We start from the raw sequence: 15626 nt of genomic DNA, 5'->3' as shown, positions 1-15626 counted from the left end.
AAAAAGGGAGATCTTCGGATCTCCCTTTTTCATTACCGCGCTTTAATAGGCTGTGCGCTTGTCAGGTCCTTGGCTAAACTGCCGGATCATCAGTCGGAAAGCCGCTCATCATGTTTCGTTTATTGTTCTGGATCGTCCTGATATTTGCTGCGGTATGGCTGTGGCGCAAATTCAAGGCATCCGCCTCGTCCACACAATCTCCACGCTCGCCTCGCGAACAGGATGCCGCACCAATGGTGCGTTGCGCCCATTGTGGCGTGCACCTGCCCCGCGACCGCGCGCTGAGCGTTCAACAACAGTGGTATTGCAGCCAGGCTCACCTTGAGCAAGGCCCAGGCCCCAGTGATCGCTGAGGCCGCCAACGCCAACAGCAAACAGGCTCAGCGTCTGCTGCGCCTTTATCATCTCTACCGTTTAAGTGTCGGCATCACGTTGGTGCTGCTGATCTCCAGCAACATGGACAACCGTCTGCTGACGTCGGCCAACGACGATCTGCTGCGCGGTGGCAGTTGGCTGTACCTGATCCTCAACATTCTGCTCGTGGTGTTTCTGGAAAACATCCGCCGCCCCGCGCAACTGTTCAGTCTCGCGCTGGTCGACGTATTACTGCTGTGCGGCCTGTTCTATGCAGCAGGTGGCGTTGCCAGCGCCCTGGGAAATTTGCTGATTGTCTCGGTGGCCATCAGCAATACCTTGCTACGACGACGCATCGGTCTGCTGATCGCCGCCATTGGGGCTCTCGGTATTGTCGGCCTGAGTTTTGTGCTGAATTTCAGCCATCCCCTGAGCGCCAACGAATACCTGCAGGCCGGCACTCTCGGCGCCCTGTGTTTTGCCGCGTCTCTGTTGGTGCAAGGACTGGCCCGGCGCTTGGAAGTCAGCGAAACACTGGCCGAACAGCGCGCCAGCGAAGTGGTAGGCCTGGAAGCCCTCAACGCGTTGATCCTGCAACGCATGCGCACCGGGATTCTGGTGCTCGACGAGCAACGGCGGGTACAACTGGCCAACCACAGCGCCCAGACGTTGCTCGCGCAAGCCCGTCTTCAAGGCCATTTGATCGACGACTACTCGCCGGCGCTGGTCGATCGCCTGCAACTGTGGATGAATAACCCGACCCTGCGCCCGCAGAGTCTGAAAATTCCCGGCAACGGTCTGGAGTTGCAACCGAACTTCATTGCACTTGAGCAAAGTCCGAACCAGCAAACCCTGGTGTTCCTCGAGGATCTGGCGCAGATCGCCCAACAGGCCCAGCAACTCAAACTCGCCGCCCTCGGACGCTTGACTGCCGGCATCTCCCACGAGATTCGCAATCCGCTGGGCGCCATCAGTCATGCCGCGCAGTTATTGGGTGAATCCGAGGAACTCGACAGCGCGGATCGGCGTCTGACGCAGATTATTCAAGATCACTCCCAGCGCATGAACCGAGTCATCGAAAACGTCCTGCAACTGTCCCGCCGCCAGCAAAGCGCCCCCCAACGGCTGGAACTCAAGCCGTGGCTGGAAAACTTCGTCGCCGAAAGCCGCGAACAGGCCACCGAGCGCCAGCAGATTCATCTGCGAATCAACTCGGGTGACTTCACCACCCTGATGGACCCCAACCAACTCACGCAAATTCTCGACAATCTGTTACGCAACGGTTGGCGTCATAGCGCCTTGCTGCATGATCAGGCCGAGGTCTGGCTGGCACTGTTCATCGACGCCGATAGCCAGTTGGCGACACTCGAAGTGCAGGACAACGGCCCCGGCGTGCCGCCCGATGAACAGGCGCACCTGTTCGAACCCTTCTTCACCACCAGCAGCCAAGGCACCGGCCTTGGGCTTTATCTGTCCCGTGAGCTGTGCGAAAGCAACCAAGCGCGCCTAGACTTCAAACCACGCCAAGGCGGCGGCTGCTTTCGCATCACCTTTGCTCACGGACGGAAACAAAGTTGAACACGAGCCCACGGCAAAAAATCCTGATCGTCGACGACGAACCGGATATCCGCGAACTCCTGGAAATCACCTTGGGACGGATGAAACTCGACACCCTCAGCGCACGCAACTTCAGTGAAGCCCGGACGCTGTTACACAGCGAGTCGTTCGACCTGTGCCTGACCGATATGCGCTTGCCCGACGGTACGGGGCTGGAACTGGTGCAGCACATCCAGCAACGTTACCCGCAACTGCCGGTGGCGATGATTACCGCCTACGGCAGCCTGGAAACGGCGATCAACGCCCTCAAAGCCGGCGCGTTCGACTTTCTCACCAAACCTGTCGATCTCACTCGCCTGCGCGAACTGGTCGGCACGGCCCTGCGCATGCCTGCCTCTGGCGGACTCGGCACATCGATTGATCGACGCTTGCTGGGCGAATCGCCACCGATGCGCAACTTGCGCAAACAAATCGACAAACTCGCCCGCAGCCAGGCGCCGGTGTACATCAGTGGCGAGTCCGGTAGCGGCAAGGAATTGGTCGCAAGACTGATTCACGAACAAGGACCGCGCGCCAGTCAGCCATTCGTGCCGGTGAACTGTGGGGCGATTCCTTCGGAGCTGATGGAAAGCGAATTCTTCGGTCATCGCAGAGGCAGCTTTACCGGCGCCGTCGAGGACAAACCCGGGTTGTTTCAAGCTGCGAATCGCGGCACGTTGTTCCTTGATGAAGTGGCGGACTTGCCTCTGTCGATGCAGGTAAAACTGCTGCGGGCGATTCAGGAAAAAGCCGTGCGCAGTGTCGGCGGCCAACAGGAAAGCGTGGTCGACGTGCGGGTTCTTTGCGCCACACACAAAGATCTGGAGGCGCAGGTTACGGCCGAGCGTTTTCGTCAGGATCTCTATTACCGGCTAAACGTGATTGAACTGCGCGTACCGTCCCTGCGCGAACGACGCGATGACATTGAAGTGCTGGCCAGTCATATGCTCAAGCGCCTGGCCAGCGGCAGCGGCCAACCGGCGGCACGCTTGCACCCACAGGCCTTGGAAGCACTAAAAAGTTACCGGTTTCCGGGGAATGTCAGGGAACTGGAAAACGTCCTCGAACGCGCGCACACATTGTGCGAAAACCGAGTGATCGAGGTGGGGGACTTGCGACTGAGCGAAGGGAATTGCGCGGCCGAGAGCGGCCTTGCCGACCTCACGCAGATCGACAATCTTGAGGATTATCTGGAGAACGTCGAGCGCAAACTGATTTTGCAGGCGCTGGAGGAAACCCGCTGGAACCGCACGGCGGCGGCGCAGCGCTTGAGTCTGTCGTTTCGTTCGATGCGCTATCGCCTGAAGAAGCTCGGTCTGGATTGAGGCCCCTTCGCGAGCAGGCTCGCTTCCACAGGTTTAGAGGGTGTACATGAATAGTGTGTACAGCAAGCCCCCTGTGGGAGCGGGCTTGCTCGCGAAAGCGGTAACGCAAACGCCAACGAATACCTGACTAGATACGGCCTTCAGGTGCATACGGCGCCGGATCAATAATCGGCGTCCGTCCCAGCATCACATCGGCAAACAACTGGCACGACGCCGGTGCCAGCACCAGTCCGTTGCGGTAATGACCGCAGTTGAGCCACAACCGATCAAACCCCGGCACCCGGCCAATATAGGGAATACCTTCCGGCGACCCCGGACGCAACCCCGCCCAATGCCCGACCACTTCGGCATCTGCCAGCGCCGGCAACAACTCAACCGCAGAAGCCTTGAGGCTTTCGAGCGCCACGTCGGTCGGTGTCTTGTCGTAGCCCTCGTGCTCCAGCGTACTGCCGATCAGGATATGCCCGTCACGGCGCGGAATAGCATAGCGCCCTTTGGCCAGCACCATGCTTGGCAGAAAATCCGCTGCGCACTTGTATAGAATCATCTGGCCTTTGACCGGCTCGACCGGCAATGTCAGGTCCAGCGTCTTGAGCAAGTCACCGCTCCATGCGCCCGCCGTCAGAACCACTTGATCGCCCGCGATCAGCCCATTGGATGTCTCGACACCCACGACGCGCTCACCCTCACGAACAAATCCGCTGACTTCACATTGTTCGTGAATGGTCACGTTTGGCAGCGCCAGCAGCGCCGCTTTCAGCGACTTGACCAGCCGTGGGTTCCTGACATTGGCTACATCAGCCATGTAGATCGCCCGTGAGAAACCTTCACCGAGCACCGGCACCGCTTGGTGGGCAGCCGAGATATCCACAGCCTGCAGCGGACGGTTTTCCCGTTTGGCCCACGCCAGCGCTTCGGCCTCGTCATCGAGATCCAGCCAGTACAAGCCCGTAGTATGCACCTGGGGATCAACCCCGGTATCGGCGAACAAGCGCTCGCCGAGCTGTGGATAAAAATCCTGCGACCAATGCGCCAGCGCAGTAACGGCCGGGCTGTAGCGCCACGGATACAGCGGAGAAACAATGCCGCCGCCAGCCCAGGACGATTCCTGGCCGACGTTCGAGCGATCCAGCAGCACCACGCTGCGCACTTCGGAGGCGAGATTGTAGGCGGTGAGCAGGCCAATTACCCCGCCACCAACAATCACCACTTGCTGTTGCCTGGTCATGTTTGATCCAACCGTAAAAAAGACAGTGGGCGCAAAAAGCGCCCTGAGAAAAGCGCTTCAGCGGCCCCAGCAATCCTTGGTGGTCAGCCCGGTAGTCGCGTTGTTCATGCTTCTGACACCGGTGTTGGTGAGGGTGAAGTCCCCGCACTTGTCGGTGGCCATGGCCGTGCCCGTTTTACGGGTGGCGGTCAGCAGGAAGGTCTGGTCAGCAATGGTCGGCGTGACGGTGTAGAAATCGTTGCCTGTGCTGAGCCCGGTAATGCCGGTGTAGACATTGTTCTTGGTGTAGAAACGCTCGAGGGTCTGCGCCTGCTCCGACAACAGCGATACCACCTCGGCACGGCGGCCCTTTTTAACGTACTCGGTGAGGCTTGGATAGCCGATGGTGATGACGATCCCGATGATCGCAATCACGATCATGATTTCGATCAGGGTAAAACCTCGGTTGAATCTGCGCATGCCTCAAACTCTCACTTACTGTATTTGTCGCCACATGATACGACGGCTGCCGCCGCCGGATTTTTCCACCAGGGTAGTCACGCCACCACTGGAGTCACTCACGATCTTGCGCGTTGCACCGTTGACGATGGCATTCAGGGTCGGGATACCGCCGGTAAACACAACGCCACTGGAAATCGTGTCGTTGCTGTCGACCACACCATCGGCGTTGGTATCGAGCACCGCGTAGTTAAGCATCTTACCGCTGAACGCATCGAGTTCGACCAGTTTGCCAGTGCCGAAACTGGCACAGGGATCGGAGGTATCGACGCTCGCCGTGGTGAAGATGATCCGACCGAGCACCAGGCTGGCCTGATTGATCACCCGCTCACCGGTCAGCGCGTTGTTATACACCAATGGCAGATACCAGCCTTTCTCCCCCGGATAAGTCGTGTCGTTCTGGGTGGTGGTAATGAATTGCCCGGAACTACCGGAGAATACGCCCGTGACGGCCTGCGCCCGCAAACTACTGACAGTGAGTTGCCCCGAGCCACCATCGGCATCCCACACCGAGTAGAACGCCTGCAAATCCTTGTTGGTCTTATCTGCCGTTTCGTTGAATTTACCGGTACCGACGAAAATCTGTTTGCCGCCCAGCGCGTTGTCTGCCAGCAACGGTTGCGCGGTAATCGGCTGAGTCGATCCACCTGCCGTGGTGAACAACGGTTTGCCGGAAAATGCTACACCCCAACTGCTGGTCGACGTCGCGCTCAAATCGAACTTCCACAATCGCCCTTTCAAGTCGCCGCCATAGGCAGCCTGCACCACATTGGACGAGTTGACCTTGAGTTTCACCGAGGACAGACCGTTAGTGGTTTCTGTACTGTCGATCACGATTTTCCTGATCAACGATCCATCACGCACATCCAGTACATACAAGGCGGCCACCCCGGAGTTGCTGCCATAACCGTTGGCAATGAACGCCGCCCAGCGCCCATCGGCCAAGCGTGCCACTTCCGGTCGGGCATAGGCGTAACCCAGATCATTAAAAGCGTTGGCGGTGCTGGCGGTGGCCGGTGCGCTGACTTCCCACAGAGCGCGTAAAACGTTGCCCGCAGACGCGTCAAACAGTTGCAGCGCATAGAACGTCTTGCCAGCGGCACCGGTGCCACCGATGGCCAGGGTTTTCCAGGCGCTGTTGAGTTGGGCGTCATACACGCCGACCTGACCGTCGACCAGAAACTTGTGGCTGACACCGTTGATGTACGTCGGATCGGCAATAAAGCGCAGCGACGGCAACACACTGGACGGCATGTAGGCGTAGCGCCGAGTGCCGTTGGCCGAGTTGATGACGTTGACGAAACCGTCGTTGGCATTCACCACAAGGCTGGCGTTCATGTTCGCCGCTTTGGTGGTCAGGTAGGCGCTGTAAGTGGTGTCGCCGGACAGGTCTGAGGCGGTTTTATCTGTTGGCGACGCCAGCACCAGTGGCGAGTTGATGATGTCGCCCAACAACACACTGCGAACCTTGAACCCGGCCTTGTTGGTCCCTTTGCTCCATTCCACCAGATCGTTACCCGTCATGCCGGTGGGCAGGCCCTGACTGAGTGTCGTCTGTTGTGTGGCGGAAAAGTTACCGTAGGACAGCGTTACAGCGGCATTGCTGGATGTGTTCCAGGATTGGTAGATCGGCGCCGTAGCCCCCGGCACGATGGTCGTGTCAGTGGTCCAGAGTGTCGCCGACGTGTTCACCGCCCCGGCCGCTGTGAAGCCAAAGGACTTGATCGTGCCGCGCCAGTCCTTGGGGTCGTAGCTGGTCTGGAAATAGCTGGTGCCGCTGGCGAGTGTAGTGCCGCTGGTGACACCGCTGCCGCCGGAGCCGGCCTTGGACGTAATATCGCTGAGCGCCGACGACAATGCCGCGTTCAGCCCAGTGCTGTCGGTCGCTTGATAGTACTTGCCCTGTCCGTAACTGGCCGCATCGGAGAGCATCTCGTTGTCAGCGGTGAACCCCACGGTGTAGGTGTTCATGTTCTGTTTGGGAAAATCCACTGCATTCCAGCTCTTGCCCGCCGCGTCCGTACCGGTTGAACGCATGTCGATGTCAAAAGCGAATTTGGCGATGTCATCCAGATAGAGTGTGTCGCCCTCATCGTCGCCATTGAGGTTATTGCCGTCATTGTTGACGCCATCCCAGTTCGGTAAACGGCTGCCGCCTAACGGATCGTTGGTCGGGAAGGTACGGTCGAATGTCGGCAACCCGTCAGTGATCACCACACCGTAATTTTTCTGGCAGCGATAGTGGATCGGGCTGGTGTAGGTGCTCGGCGAATTGTTGTAGTACGGCGTCATACCGCGCATGTAGCGGGTGACTTCGTAATAGGTTTCCGCCAGCGGCGTGTTCGCCACAGCGCTCAGTCCGTTGATCGAGGAGATCAGAGCGTTGTAGTTGCTGTCGGCCTGGGCCTGGGTAACGCTGCCGGTCACCGGTGACAGATCACTGATGGTACGGGCGATGTAACCGCCATTACCTGAATTGTTGCTGGTGACCGGATTGAACGTCGACAGGCCAATGCGCAATGTGCGATTGCTGGTCACCAGAGCTGTCGATACGTTGCGCGCGACGTTGATCCGGTAGTCGTTGGGAATCGCTCCGGTGGTGAAGTCACGGTTACTGCCGTTGGCCAGACCGACCACGTAGGAAATGTAGTCCGCTGAGTATCGCGTGTTGCCACCACCCACCGGATCCGGCAATTTCAGGCAAAGCGGCGTCAGACTGTTGTTGTAAAACGCATACGCTCCGCCGAAGCAACCGGATGTCGAAAGGCTCGACAAAAATACCGTGTTACCGCTGATCTCCGTCGAACTGAAGCACAACCCGAAAAAGCCGTTGCACTGTCGTGCCGGTGTGCGGTCAACGGCAGGATCGAATCCCGGCGCATAAATGATGCTGTTCATGCTTCCCGAGTCGTCGATAAGCAGCATCACATTCGGCGCTACCGCTGCAGCGCTCAACAGCGGCGAGTCGGATGGTGTGAACGCATAGACCGGTGTTGCCAAATAGAAACCCAGCAGCATGCCGAACAGCAGCGATGCGCAGCGCTTAATACTTCGCATAGACACTCTCCACCACACTGCGCGAAGTGCCGGCAATGCCGACCGCGGTCACCCGATAAAGCGTTGCCGAGGTGTTGCTCGGCACGTTGACGGCGGTCAGCGTCGTGCCGATGTTCTGCACGCCATAGAAGCCGTTACCGGCGGTGATCCAGGTCACGCCCGATGTCGAATTGAACCCGGCCGCACTGACCACCGATGACTCTGCCGGCGGCGCACATTGTGTCGTGCCGCTGCACACTGCCAGCGTATAGGTATCGAGTTGCACCGCACTCTCACCCACCCGCAACGCGGCTTCAGCGGTCTGGAACGATTGATTGCGCAGGCTCACACTGCCCGCCATTTTTTCCTGAAGGGTGGCGCTTTGCATCGACGAAAGGCCGATCATCGTCAGCAACAACAGAAACACCAGGCTGACCAGCAGCACCATGCCGCGTTGCGCCTGACGTTGATGGAAAGAAATCCTCACAGGAGCAGCCCTCACTGCAAGCGGTTGCGGACAGCCGCAACCACGTTGAAGGTTTGATCGGCCACCCGTTTGCTCGGGTCGTTGAGGGTCAGGCTCAAGCGCACGCTGCGGATCCGCGCTGGATCACCGGGGTTGGTACTGTAAGTCGAAGCCGCCACATCGGTGGCTGAACTGGCCAGACCGAAAGTCACGTTGAAAGCGCTGACGTTATTCACCAACACTTGCTGAGCAGGTGTGCCGCTGCCGGTGCCCATCAGAATCTGATTGTTGCTGAAACTGTAGAGCAGACGGCGAATCGGGAAAGCGATCTGCCCGGTCGCCGGGCTTCGCAAACCGGTGTAAGCCGTTGCGCTGTTGCGGCAATCGGAGAGCACTGTCCAGGTCGGTGTGCCGCCGCTGCCGCCGATGTCGGCCGTGACCAGCGTCAGTTTCAGGTTCGCGTTGTCCCAACTGATCGGCGTGATCTGCGCCGCACTGAAATCCCCTGACGTGCTGGCGTCGGTGATCGTGCCAAGGCAGCCAAACATCCCGACCATACGGATTTCCTGAATCATTTTGCTCAACACGAAACGCGCATCTTCCTGCATGGCAGCGGCACTGTTCTGGCTGACGTAGGTATTCTTCGCGGCGATGAAAGTCTGAACCACGCCCAACACCACAATCAGCCCCAGTGCCAGGGCGACCAGCATCTCGATCAGGCCAAAACCGCGGTTGTGACGCTTCATGGCGTGGCCACCGGATCGACCGCAGCGCGACTGGTCAGCACGAAACTGCGTTGAGCGCTGGCCGTGTTGGCTGCCCGCGCGTCACTCCAGGTGATGGTGATGGTGTAAACCCGCTGGTTGAGCGTGATGCTGCCGGTCGCCGTCGGCCCGCCGAAACCGACGATGTTGGTGGTGAAATCGTAGAGATCCTGATCGCGGGCGACGCTAAGGTTGCCCGACGTCGGTGGCGTGACGGTGTAGTCGGCGCCGGAATTGGCGCGGATACGGTCCATCATGTCGTAGGCAATGAAACTGGCCTGACTGGTCATGCGCGAGCTGTCGGTGTACTTCAGGGCATTGAGTTGCACGGCCGCCGCCCCCAACAGCCCGACCGTAAGAATCAACAACGCGACCAGCACTTCGATCAGCGTCATGCCTTCCTGTGCGTTTTTACTCCCTGCCCTCATCCGCAACTTCCACCCAATTGAATTCGTCCGTTCAAACACACATTCAGCGTCCTGCTTTGCGTTCCCAAGGTGTAACTGAAGACCACCGCCGTCGATGGCGCGGCCAGACCGCCGAGATTGTTGAAGTCCAGTGCGGTCACCCCAGAGGTTAGCGCCAGAGTTGCGCCGCTGCTCATGGCTGGAACAACCCGCAACACATTGGCCGAAGTGCCAGTACTGTCGTAGACCGACAGTTCGCCGGTCCAGGCATTGCCCCCGGCCGTCGGCCGCAGCCGCGTCGTCACGCCCCGATCAATCGCTTCCAGTCGTGCGAAATTGATCGCTCGTTGCAGGTCGCCCATTTCGGTATCGGCCCTGCTGCCCTGTATCGAACGGGTAAACGCAGGCACCGCCAAAGTGATCAGGGTTACGAATATCGCGACCGCAACCAGCAACTCGATCAGCGTGAAACCTTTTGTACGAAGATCCATCGTTGCCCTCCGTTGCCGTCAGCTATACCTGCTTCTACACGCTAGAACATTCAACCGACCTGTGTCGGTTGATTTGCCCTGTGCGGCGCACGGATCGCGCCGCACATCACACGCCATGGAGGGAATTTTCATGCCGCAACGAGGCTTCAGCCTGATTGAACTGCTTATGGGACTGGCGATTGGCGCAATTGTTCTGCTGCTGGTCAGTCCGACGTTTGCCACGTTCAGGGAGTCGAACCATCGTGATCAGGCCGCACAGTCGCTGCTCGACGGCATCCGCAATGCCCGCACAATGGCGATCACGCGCAATCAAAGCGTGGTAATCCATGGCATCAATGGCGACTGGAGTCAGGGCTGGCGGATCATTCTGGATATCAGCGGCAAGGGGCCGGAGGACAGCAGCAATCCGCTGCTGGTGGAGCGTGCGAGTGACGCGAAGGTGCCGATTGTCGGCAACTGGTTGGTGAGCCGTTATGTGCGCTTCAGCAGCCTGGGGCAACCGCTGATGCCCGGTCGAGCCTTTCAGGCCGGGACATTACACATTTGCTCGACTCGCGAGCCGATCAGCCAGCGCCAGGTGGTGCTGGCGGCGACCGGTCGAGTGCGCCTGAGCAGCAAAAACGCTGAACAGGCGTTGTGTCAGAAAACAAATACGCTTAAATCGAACGTACGCGCAGCTCTTTAGGCATCGAGAACGTGATGTTCTCTTCGCGGCCCGCCAGCTCATCGGCACCGGTAGCGCCCCAGGCCTGCAACTGTTGGATCACGCCACGCACCAGCACTTCAGGTGCGGAAGCACCGGCGGTGATGCCAATGCGCTCGACGCCATCGAACCAGCTCTTTTGCAGGTCTTCGGCACCGTCGATCAGGTAGGCCGGAGTGGACATGCGTTCGGCCAGTTCACGCAGGCGGTTGGAGTTGGAGCTGTTCGGGCTGCCGACCACCAGGACCACGTCGCATTCGTCGGCCAGTTGCTTGACCGCGTCTTGTCGGTTTTGCGTGGCATAGCAGATGTCGTCCTTGCGCGGGCCACCGATGGCAGGGAAACGCGTGCGCAAAGCATCGATAACGCGGCTGGTATCGTCCATCGACAGCGTGGTCTGTGTGACGAACGCCAGTTTTTCCGGGTCATGTACCTGCAACTCGGCCACGTCTTTCTCGTCTTCGACGAGGTAGATTGCACCGCCATTGCTGGCATCGTACTGGCCCATGGTGCCTTCAACTTCCGGGTGACCGGCGTGGCCGATGAGGATGCATTCGCGACCGTCGCGGCTGTATTTGGCGACTTCGATATGCACCTTGGTGACCAATGGACAGGTGGCGTCGAATACTTTCAGGCCACGGCCAGCGGCTTCGGTACGCACGGCTTGCGAAACACCGTGGGCACTGAAGATCACGATGACATCGTCCGGAACCTGATCCAGTTCTTCGACGAAAATGGCGCCACGGCTGCGCAAATCCTCAACGACGAATTTGTTGTGCACTACTTCATGACGCACGTAGATCGGCGGCCCGAAGACCTCCAGGGCGCGGTTGACGATTTCTATCGCCCGGTCCACGCCGGCGCAGAAGCCACGGGGGTTGGCGAGTTTGATTTGCATGCTGTGCCTCGTGTCTTGCGCGCGAAAAAAACAGTGAATAACGACTGTGGGAGCGGGCTTGCTCGCGAATGCTGACTGACATTCAACCTATAAGTTGTCTGACACACCGCTTTGGCGAGCAAGCCCGCGCCCACATTTTTACAACGCCTTGACGCTGATGATTTCCACGTCAAAGGCCAGCGTCTTGCCCGCCAGCGGGTGATTGAAGTCGATGGTCACTTGCGCATCGTCGAACTCTTTCACCACACCCGGCAGCTCAGTATTGGCCGCATCGTTGAAGATCACCAGCAAACCCGGCGACAGCTCCATATCAGCAAACTGCGAACGTGGGATGATCTGCACATTCTGCGGATTCGGTTGACCGAAAGCGTTTTCCGGCTCGACGCTCAGCGTACGCTTGTCGCCGGCCTTGAAGCCAAACAAAGCAGCCTCGAAACCCGGCAGCAGGTTGCCGTCGCCGACCTTGAAAGTCGCCGGGGCCTTATCGAAGGTGCTATCGACCGTGTCGCCGTTCTCCAGGCGCAATGCAAAGTGCAAGGTGACTTCCGTGTTCTGGCCGATGCGTTGCTCAGCCAATACCTGTTCAGTCATGAACGGTTTCTCCGGTTTTCTTGGTTTTGAACATGTCCAGTGCCAGCATCACCGCGCCAACGGAGATGGCGCTGTCGGCGAAGTTGAACGCCGGGAAGTACCAGCGGTTCTGCCAGTGCACCAGAATGAAGTCGATCACATGGCCCAGGGCAATGCGGTCATACAGATTGCCCAACGCACCACCCAGCACCAGCGCCAAAGCGATGGCCAACCAGGTTTCGTTGCGCCCCAGTCGCTTGAGCCAGACCACCAGCACCGCGCTGACCACGATCGCGATCAGGGCGAACAGCCAGCGCTGCCAGCCGGAACCGTCAGCGAGAAAGCTGAACGCAGCACCGGTGTTGTAAGCCAGGGTCCAGCTGAAGTAATCGGGAATGATCACGATCTGCTGGAACATTTCGAGCTTGTTTTCGAAGTAGAACTTGCTGGCCTGGTCAATGACCAGAACCAGCAAACTCAACCAGAGCCAGCTCAACCGTCCGAAACGGCCAACGGCATTAGGCATAGTGACGAACCTCGCCGGCGCCGCTGATGTTATCAACGCAGCGACCGCAGATTTCCGGATGCTCCGGGTTTACGCCAACGTCTTCGCGGCAGTGCCAGCAACGGGCGCACTTGGCGAAGGCCGATTTGACGATCTTCAGCTTCAGGCCGCTGACTTCGGTCGCTACCGCGTCGGCCGGAGCCTGGACAAACGGTGCAACGCTGGCGGTCGAAGTGATCAGGACAAAGCGCAGTTCGTTGCTCAGCTTGGCCAGATCGGCGCTCAAGGCGTCTTCGGCGAACAGCGTCACTTCGGCTTGCAGGTTGCCACCGACGGCTTTCGCCGCGCGCTGGATTTCCATTTCTTTGTTGACCGCGACCTTCACTTGCATGATGCGATCCCAGTACTCGCGACCCAGCTCGAAGCCTTCCGGCAGCTCGGTCAGACCTTCGTACCAGGTGTTGAGCATGACCGATTCGTTACGCTCGCCCGGCAGGTATTGCCACAGCTCGTCGGCGGTGAACGCCAGGATCGGTGCGATCCAGCGCACCAGCGCTTCGGAGATGTGGAACAACGCGGTTTGCGCCGAACGGCGGGCCTTGCTGTTGGCGCCAGTGGTGTACTGACGATCCTTGATGATGTCGAGGTAGAAACCACCCAGCTCCTGCACGCAGAAGTTGTGGATCTTGGAGTAGACGTTCCAGAAACGGTACTCACCGTAGTGCTCTTGCAACTCGCGTTGCAGCAGCAGCGTGCGATCCACCGCCCAGCGATCCAGTGCCAGCATCTCTTCGGCCGGCAGCAGGTCGGTGGCCGGGTTGAAACCGGTCAGGTTCGAGAGCAGGAAGCGCGCGGTGTTACGGATACGCCGGTAGGCGTCCGCGCTGCGCTGCAGGATCTGCTCGGACACGGCCATCTCGCCGGAGTAGTCGGTCGAAGCGACCCACAGACGCATGATGTCGGCGCCCAGGGTGTCGTTGACTTTCTGCGGTGCGATCACGTTGCCCAAAGACTTGGACATTTTGCGGCCGGACTCGTCGACGGTGAAGCCGTGGGTCAGCAGCTCGCGATACGGCGCGTGGTTATCGATGGCACAACCGGTCAGCAGCGACGAGTGGAACCAGCCACGGTGCTGATCGGAACCTTCCAGGTACAGGTCGGCACGCGGGCCGGTCTCGTGCCCCATCGGGTGCGAACCGCGCAGAACGTGCCAGTGAGTGGTACCCGAATCGAACCAGACGTCGAGGGTGTCGCTGATCTTGTCGTACAGCGGCGCATCGTCGCCAAGCAGTTCGGCAGCGTCCATCTTGAACCAGGCTTCGATGCCTTCGACTTCAACGCGCTTGGCGACTTCTTCCATCAGTTCAACGGTGCGTGGGTGCAGCTCGCCGCTTTCCTTGTTCAGGAAGAACGGGATCGGCACGCCCCAGTTGCGCTGACGGGAGATGCACCAGTCCGGACGGTTGGCGATCATCGAGTGCAGACGCGCCTGGCCCCAGGCCGGGACGAACTGGGTGTCTTCGATGGCTTTGAGCGAGCGTACACGCAGGGTGTCGCCGCTGACCGGCTCTTTGTCCATGCCGATGAACCACTGCGCGGTGGCGCGGTAGATCAATGGAGTCTTGTGGCGCCAGCAGTGCATGTAGCTGTGCTCGATGACGGTGGTGTGCATCAGCGCACCGACTTCGGTCAGCTTCTCGACGATGGCCGGGTTGGCCTTCCAGATGAACTGGCCGCCGAAGAGTTCCAGCGACGGCACGTACACACCGTTGCTCTGCACGGGATTGAGGATGTCGTCGTTGACCATGCCGTACTTCTTGCAGGTCACGAAGTCGTCCACGCCGTAGGCCGGAGCGGAGTGAACCACGCCGGTGCCAGCGCCCAGTTCGACGTAGTCGGCCAGATATACCGGCGACAGACGGTCGTAGAACGGGTGACGGAAGTTGATCAGCTCCAGCTCTTTGCCGGTAGTGGTGGCGATGACCGAACCTTCAACGCCGTAGCGAGCCAGGCAGGCTTCAACCAGCTCTTCAGCCAGCACCAGCAGCTTGTCGCCGACATCGACCAGGGCGTAGTTGAATTCCGGGTGAACGTTCAGCGCCTGGTTGGCCGGGATGGTCCACGGGGTGGTGGTCCAGATCACGATGGAGGCTGGTTTGCTCAGCGACGGCAAACCAAACGCGGCAGCCAGTTTGGCTTCGTCAGCGATCGGGAAGGCAACGTCGATGGTCGAGGACTTCTTGTTTTCGTACTCGACTTCGGCTTCAGCCAGGGCCGAGCCGCAATCGAAGCACCAGTTCACAGGCTTGAGACCCTTGAACACGAAACCGCCCTTGACGATTTCGGCGAGGGCACGAATTTCACCGGCCTCGTTCTTGAAATCCATGGTTTTGTACGGGTTGGCGAAGTCGCCCAGCACGCCGAGGCGGATGAACTCGGACTTCTGCCCTTCGATCTGCTCGGTGGCGTAGGCACGGCACAGCTCGCGGGTCTTGTCCGCGCCCAGGTTCTTGCCGTGGGTCACTTCAACCTTGTGCTCGATCGGCAGGCCGTGGCAGTCCCAGCCCGGAACGTACGGCGCGTCGAAACCCGACAGGGTTTTCGAGCGGATGATCATGTCCTTGAGAATCTTGTTCAGTGCGTGACCGATGTGGATCGTGCCGTTGGCATACGGAGGGCCGTCGTGCAGAACGAACTTCGGACGATCCTTGCCAATCTCGCGCAACTTTCCGTACAGGCCAATACTGTCCCAGCGCTGCAGGATCTGCGGTTCGAGCTGTGGCAG

General features: G+C 59.3%; 15 protein-coding genes. 4 read left to right on the top strand and 11 right to left on the bottom strand.

Features of this window, described 5'->3' with window-relative positions:
- The first annotated feature begins 110 nt into the window (after positions 1 to 110).
- The 3 genes from ACIOWA_RS10850 to ACIOWA_RS10840 are packed head-to-tail and all read left to right on the top strand — an operon-like array spanning position 111 to position 3275.
- Positions 111 to 353: a PP0621 family protein gene (locus tag ACIOWA_RS10850; RefSeq protein WP_339432775.1), complete on the top strand. Its 243-nt coding sequence runs from the start codon at positions 111 to 113 to the stop codon at positions 351 to 353.
- Entirely contained in the window at positions 343 to 1932 is a 1590-nt protein-coding gene (locus tag ACIOWA_RS10845) for an ATP-binding protein (RefSeq protein WP_339466289.1), read from the top strand. Before ACIOWA_RS10850 ends, ACIOWA_RS10845 begins: the two co-directional genes overlap by 11 nt.
- A complete protein-coding gene (locus ACIOWA_RS10840; protein WP_339466273.1) occupies positions 1929 to 3275 on the top strand; it encodes a sigma-54 dependent transcriptional regulator in 1347 nt (448 codons plus the stop codon). The genes ACIOWA_RS10845 and ACIOWA_RS10840 overlap by 4 nt, the downstream gene beginning before the upstream one ends.
- Positions 3276 to 3402: 127 nt before the next feature.
- Here ACIOWA_RS10840 and thiO read toward each other — a convergent pair whose 3' ends face one another.
- From thiO to ACIOWA_RS10805, 7 genes are read right to left on the bottom strand one after another with little or no spacing between them, the layout of a single operon-like run.
- Positions 3403 to 4503 carry a glycine oxidase ThiO gene (gene thiO, locus ACIOWA_RS10835; RefSeq protein WP_401159739.1) on the bottom strand — a complete coding sequence of 367 codons (1101 nt, stop codon included), beginning with the start codon at positions 4501 to 4503 and terminating at the stop codon, positions 3403 to 3405.
- Between the two features lie 57 nt (positions 4504 to 4560).
- Positions 4561 to 4962: a type IV pilin protein gene (locus ACIOWA_RS10830; protein ID WP_221730090.1), complete on the bottom strand. Its 402-nt coding sequence runs from the start codon at positions 4960 to 4962 to the stop codon at positions 4561 to 4563.
- Between the two features lie 15 nt (positions 4963 to 4977).
- Positions 4978 to 8058 (bottom strand): pilus assembly protein, encoded by a 3081-nt coding sequence (locus ACIOWA_RS10825; protein WP_401159737.1) that lies wholly within the window; start codon positions 8056 to 8058, stop codon positions 4978 to 4980.
- Positions 8045 to 8485: a PilX N-terminal domain-containing pilus assembly protein gene (locus ACIOWA_RS10820; RefSeq protein ID WP_339432819.1), complete on the bottom strand. Its 441-nt coding sequence runs from the start codon at positions 8483 to 8485 to the stop codon at positions 8045 to 8047. The genes ACIOWA_RS10825 and ACIOWA_RS10820 overlap by 14 nt, the downstream gene beginning before the upstream one ends.
- 50 nt (positions 8486 to 8535) lie before the next feature.
- Positions 8536 to 9249: a PilW family protein gene (locus ACIOWA_RS10815; RefSeq protein WP_221730093.1), complete on the bottom strand. Its 714-nt coding sequence runs from the start codon at positions 9247 to 9249 to the stop codon at positions 8536 to 8538.
- A complete protein-coding gene (gene pilV, locus ACIOWA_RS10810) occupies positions 9246 to 9695 on the bottom strand; it encodes a type IV pilus modification protein PilV (protein WP_339432771.1) in 450 nt (149 codons plus the stop codon). Before pilV ends, ACIOWA_RS10815 begins: the two co-directional genes overlap by 4 nt.
- The gene (locus tag ACIOWA_RS10805; protein ID WP_221730095.1) at positions 9692 to 10165 is read right to left on the bottom strand and encodes a GspH/FimT family pseudopilin; all 474 of its coding nucleotides are present in this window, start codon (positions 10163 to 10165) and stop codon (positions 9692 to 9694) included. The genes pilV and ACIOWA_RS10805 overlap by 4 nt, the downstream gene beginning before the upstream one ends.
- Positions 10166 to 10295: 130 nt before the next feature.
- On the opposite strand from ACIOWA_RS10805, the gene ACIOWA_RS10800 reads away from it, so the two are divergent.
- Positions 10296 to 10850 (top strand): GspH/FimT family pseudopilin, encoded by a 555-nt coding sequence (locus ACIOWA_RS10800; protein WP_401159735.1) that lies wholly within the window; start codon positions 10296 to 10298, stop codon positions 10848 to 10850.
- Here ACIOWA_RS10800 and ispH read toward each other — a convergent pair.
- The 4 genes from ispH to ileS all read right to left on the bottom strand — a co-directional run.
- A complete protein-coding gene (ispH, locus tag ACIOWA_RS10795) occupies positions 10822 to 11766 on the bottom strand; it encodes a 4-hydroxy-3-methylbut-2-enyl diphosphate reductase (protein WP_221730097.1) in 945 nt (314 codons plus the stop codon). The two genes, ACIOWA_RS10800 and ispH, sit on opposite strands and share 29 nt — an antisense overlap.
- 138 nt (positions 11767 to 11904) lie before the next feature.
- Positions 11905 to 12342: an FKBP-type peptidyl-prolyl cis-trans isomerase gene (gene fkpB, locus ACIOWA_RS10790; RefSeq protein WP_339432818.1), complete on the bottom strand. Its 438-nt coding sequence runs from the start codon at positions 12340 to 12342 to the stop codon at positions 11905 to 11907.
- Between the two features lie 7 nt (positions 12343 to 12349).
- The gene (lspA, locus tag ACIOWA_RS10785; protein WP_221730098.1) at positions 12350 to 12862 is read right to left on the bottom strand and encodes a signal peptidase II; all 513 of its coding nucleotides are present in this window, start codon (positions 12860 to 12862) and stop codon (positions 12350 to 12352) included.
- A partial coding sequence (gene ileS, locus ACIOWA_RS10780; protein WP_401159734.1) for an isoleucine--tRNA ligase occupies positions 12855 to 15626 on the bottom strand: 2772 nt, incomplete at its 5' end. The genes ileS and lspA, both read right to left, overlap by 8 nt.

The sequence above is a fragment of the Pseudomonas sp. NPDC087614 genome (assembly GCF_044743485.1).
GTDB lineage: Bacteria > Pseudomonadota > Gammaproteobacteria > Pseudomonadales > Pseudomonadaceae > Aquipseudomonas > Aquipseudomonas baetica_A.
The sequence above is the reverse complement of the archived record's forward strand: the minus strand, read 5'-3'. Positions and strand labels throughout refer to the sequence as shown.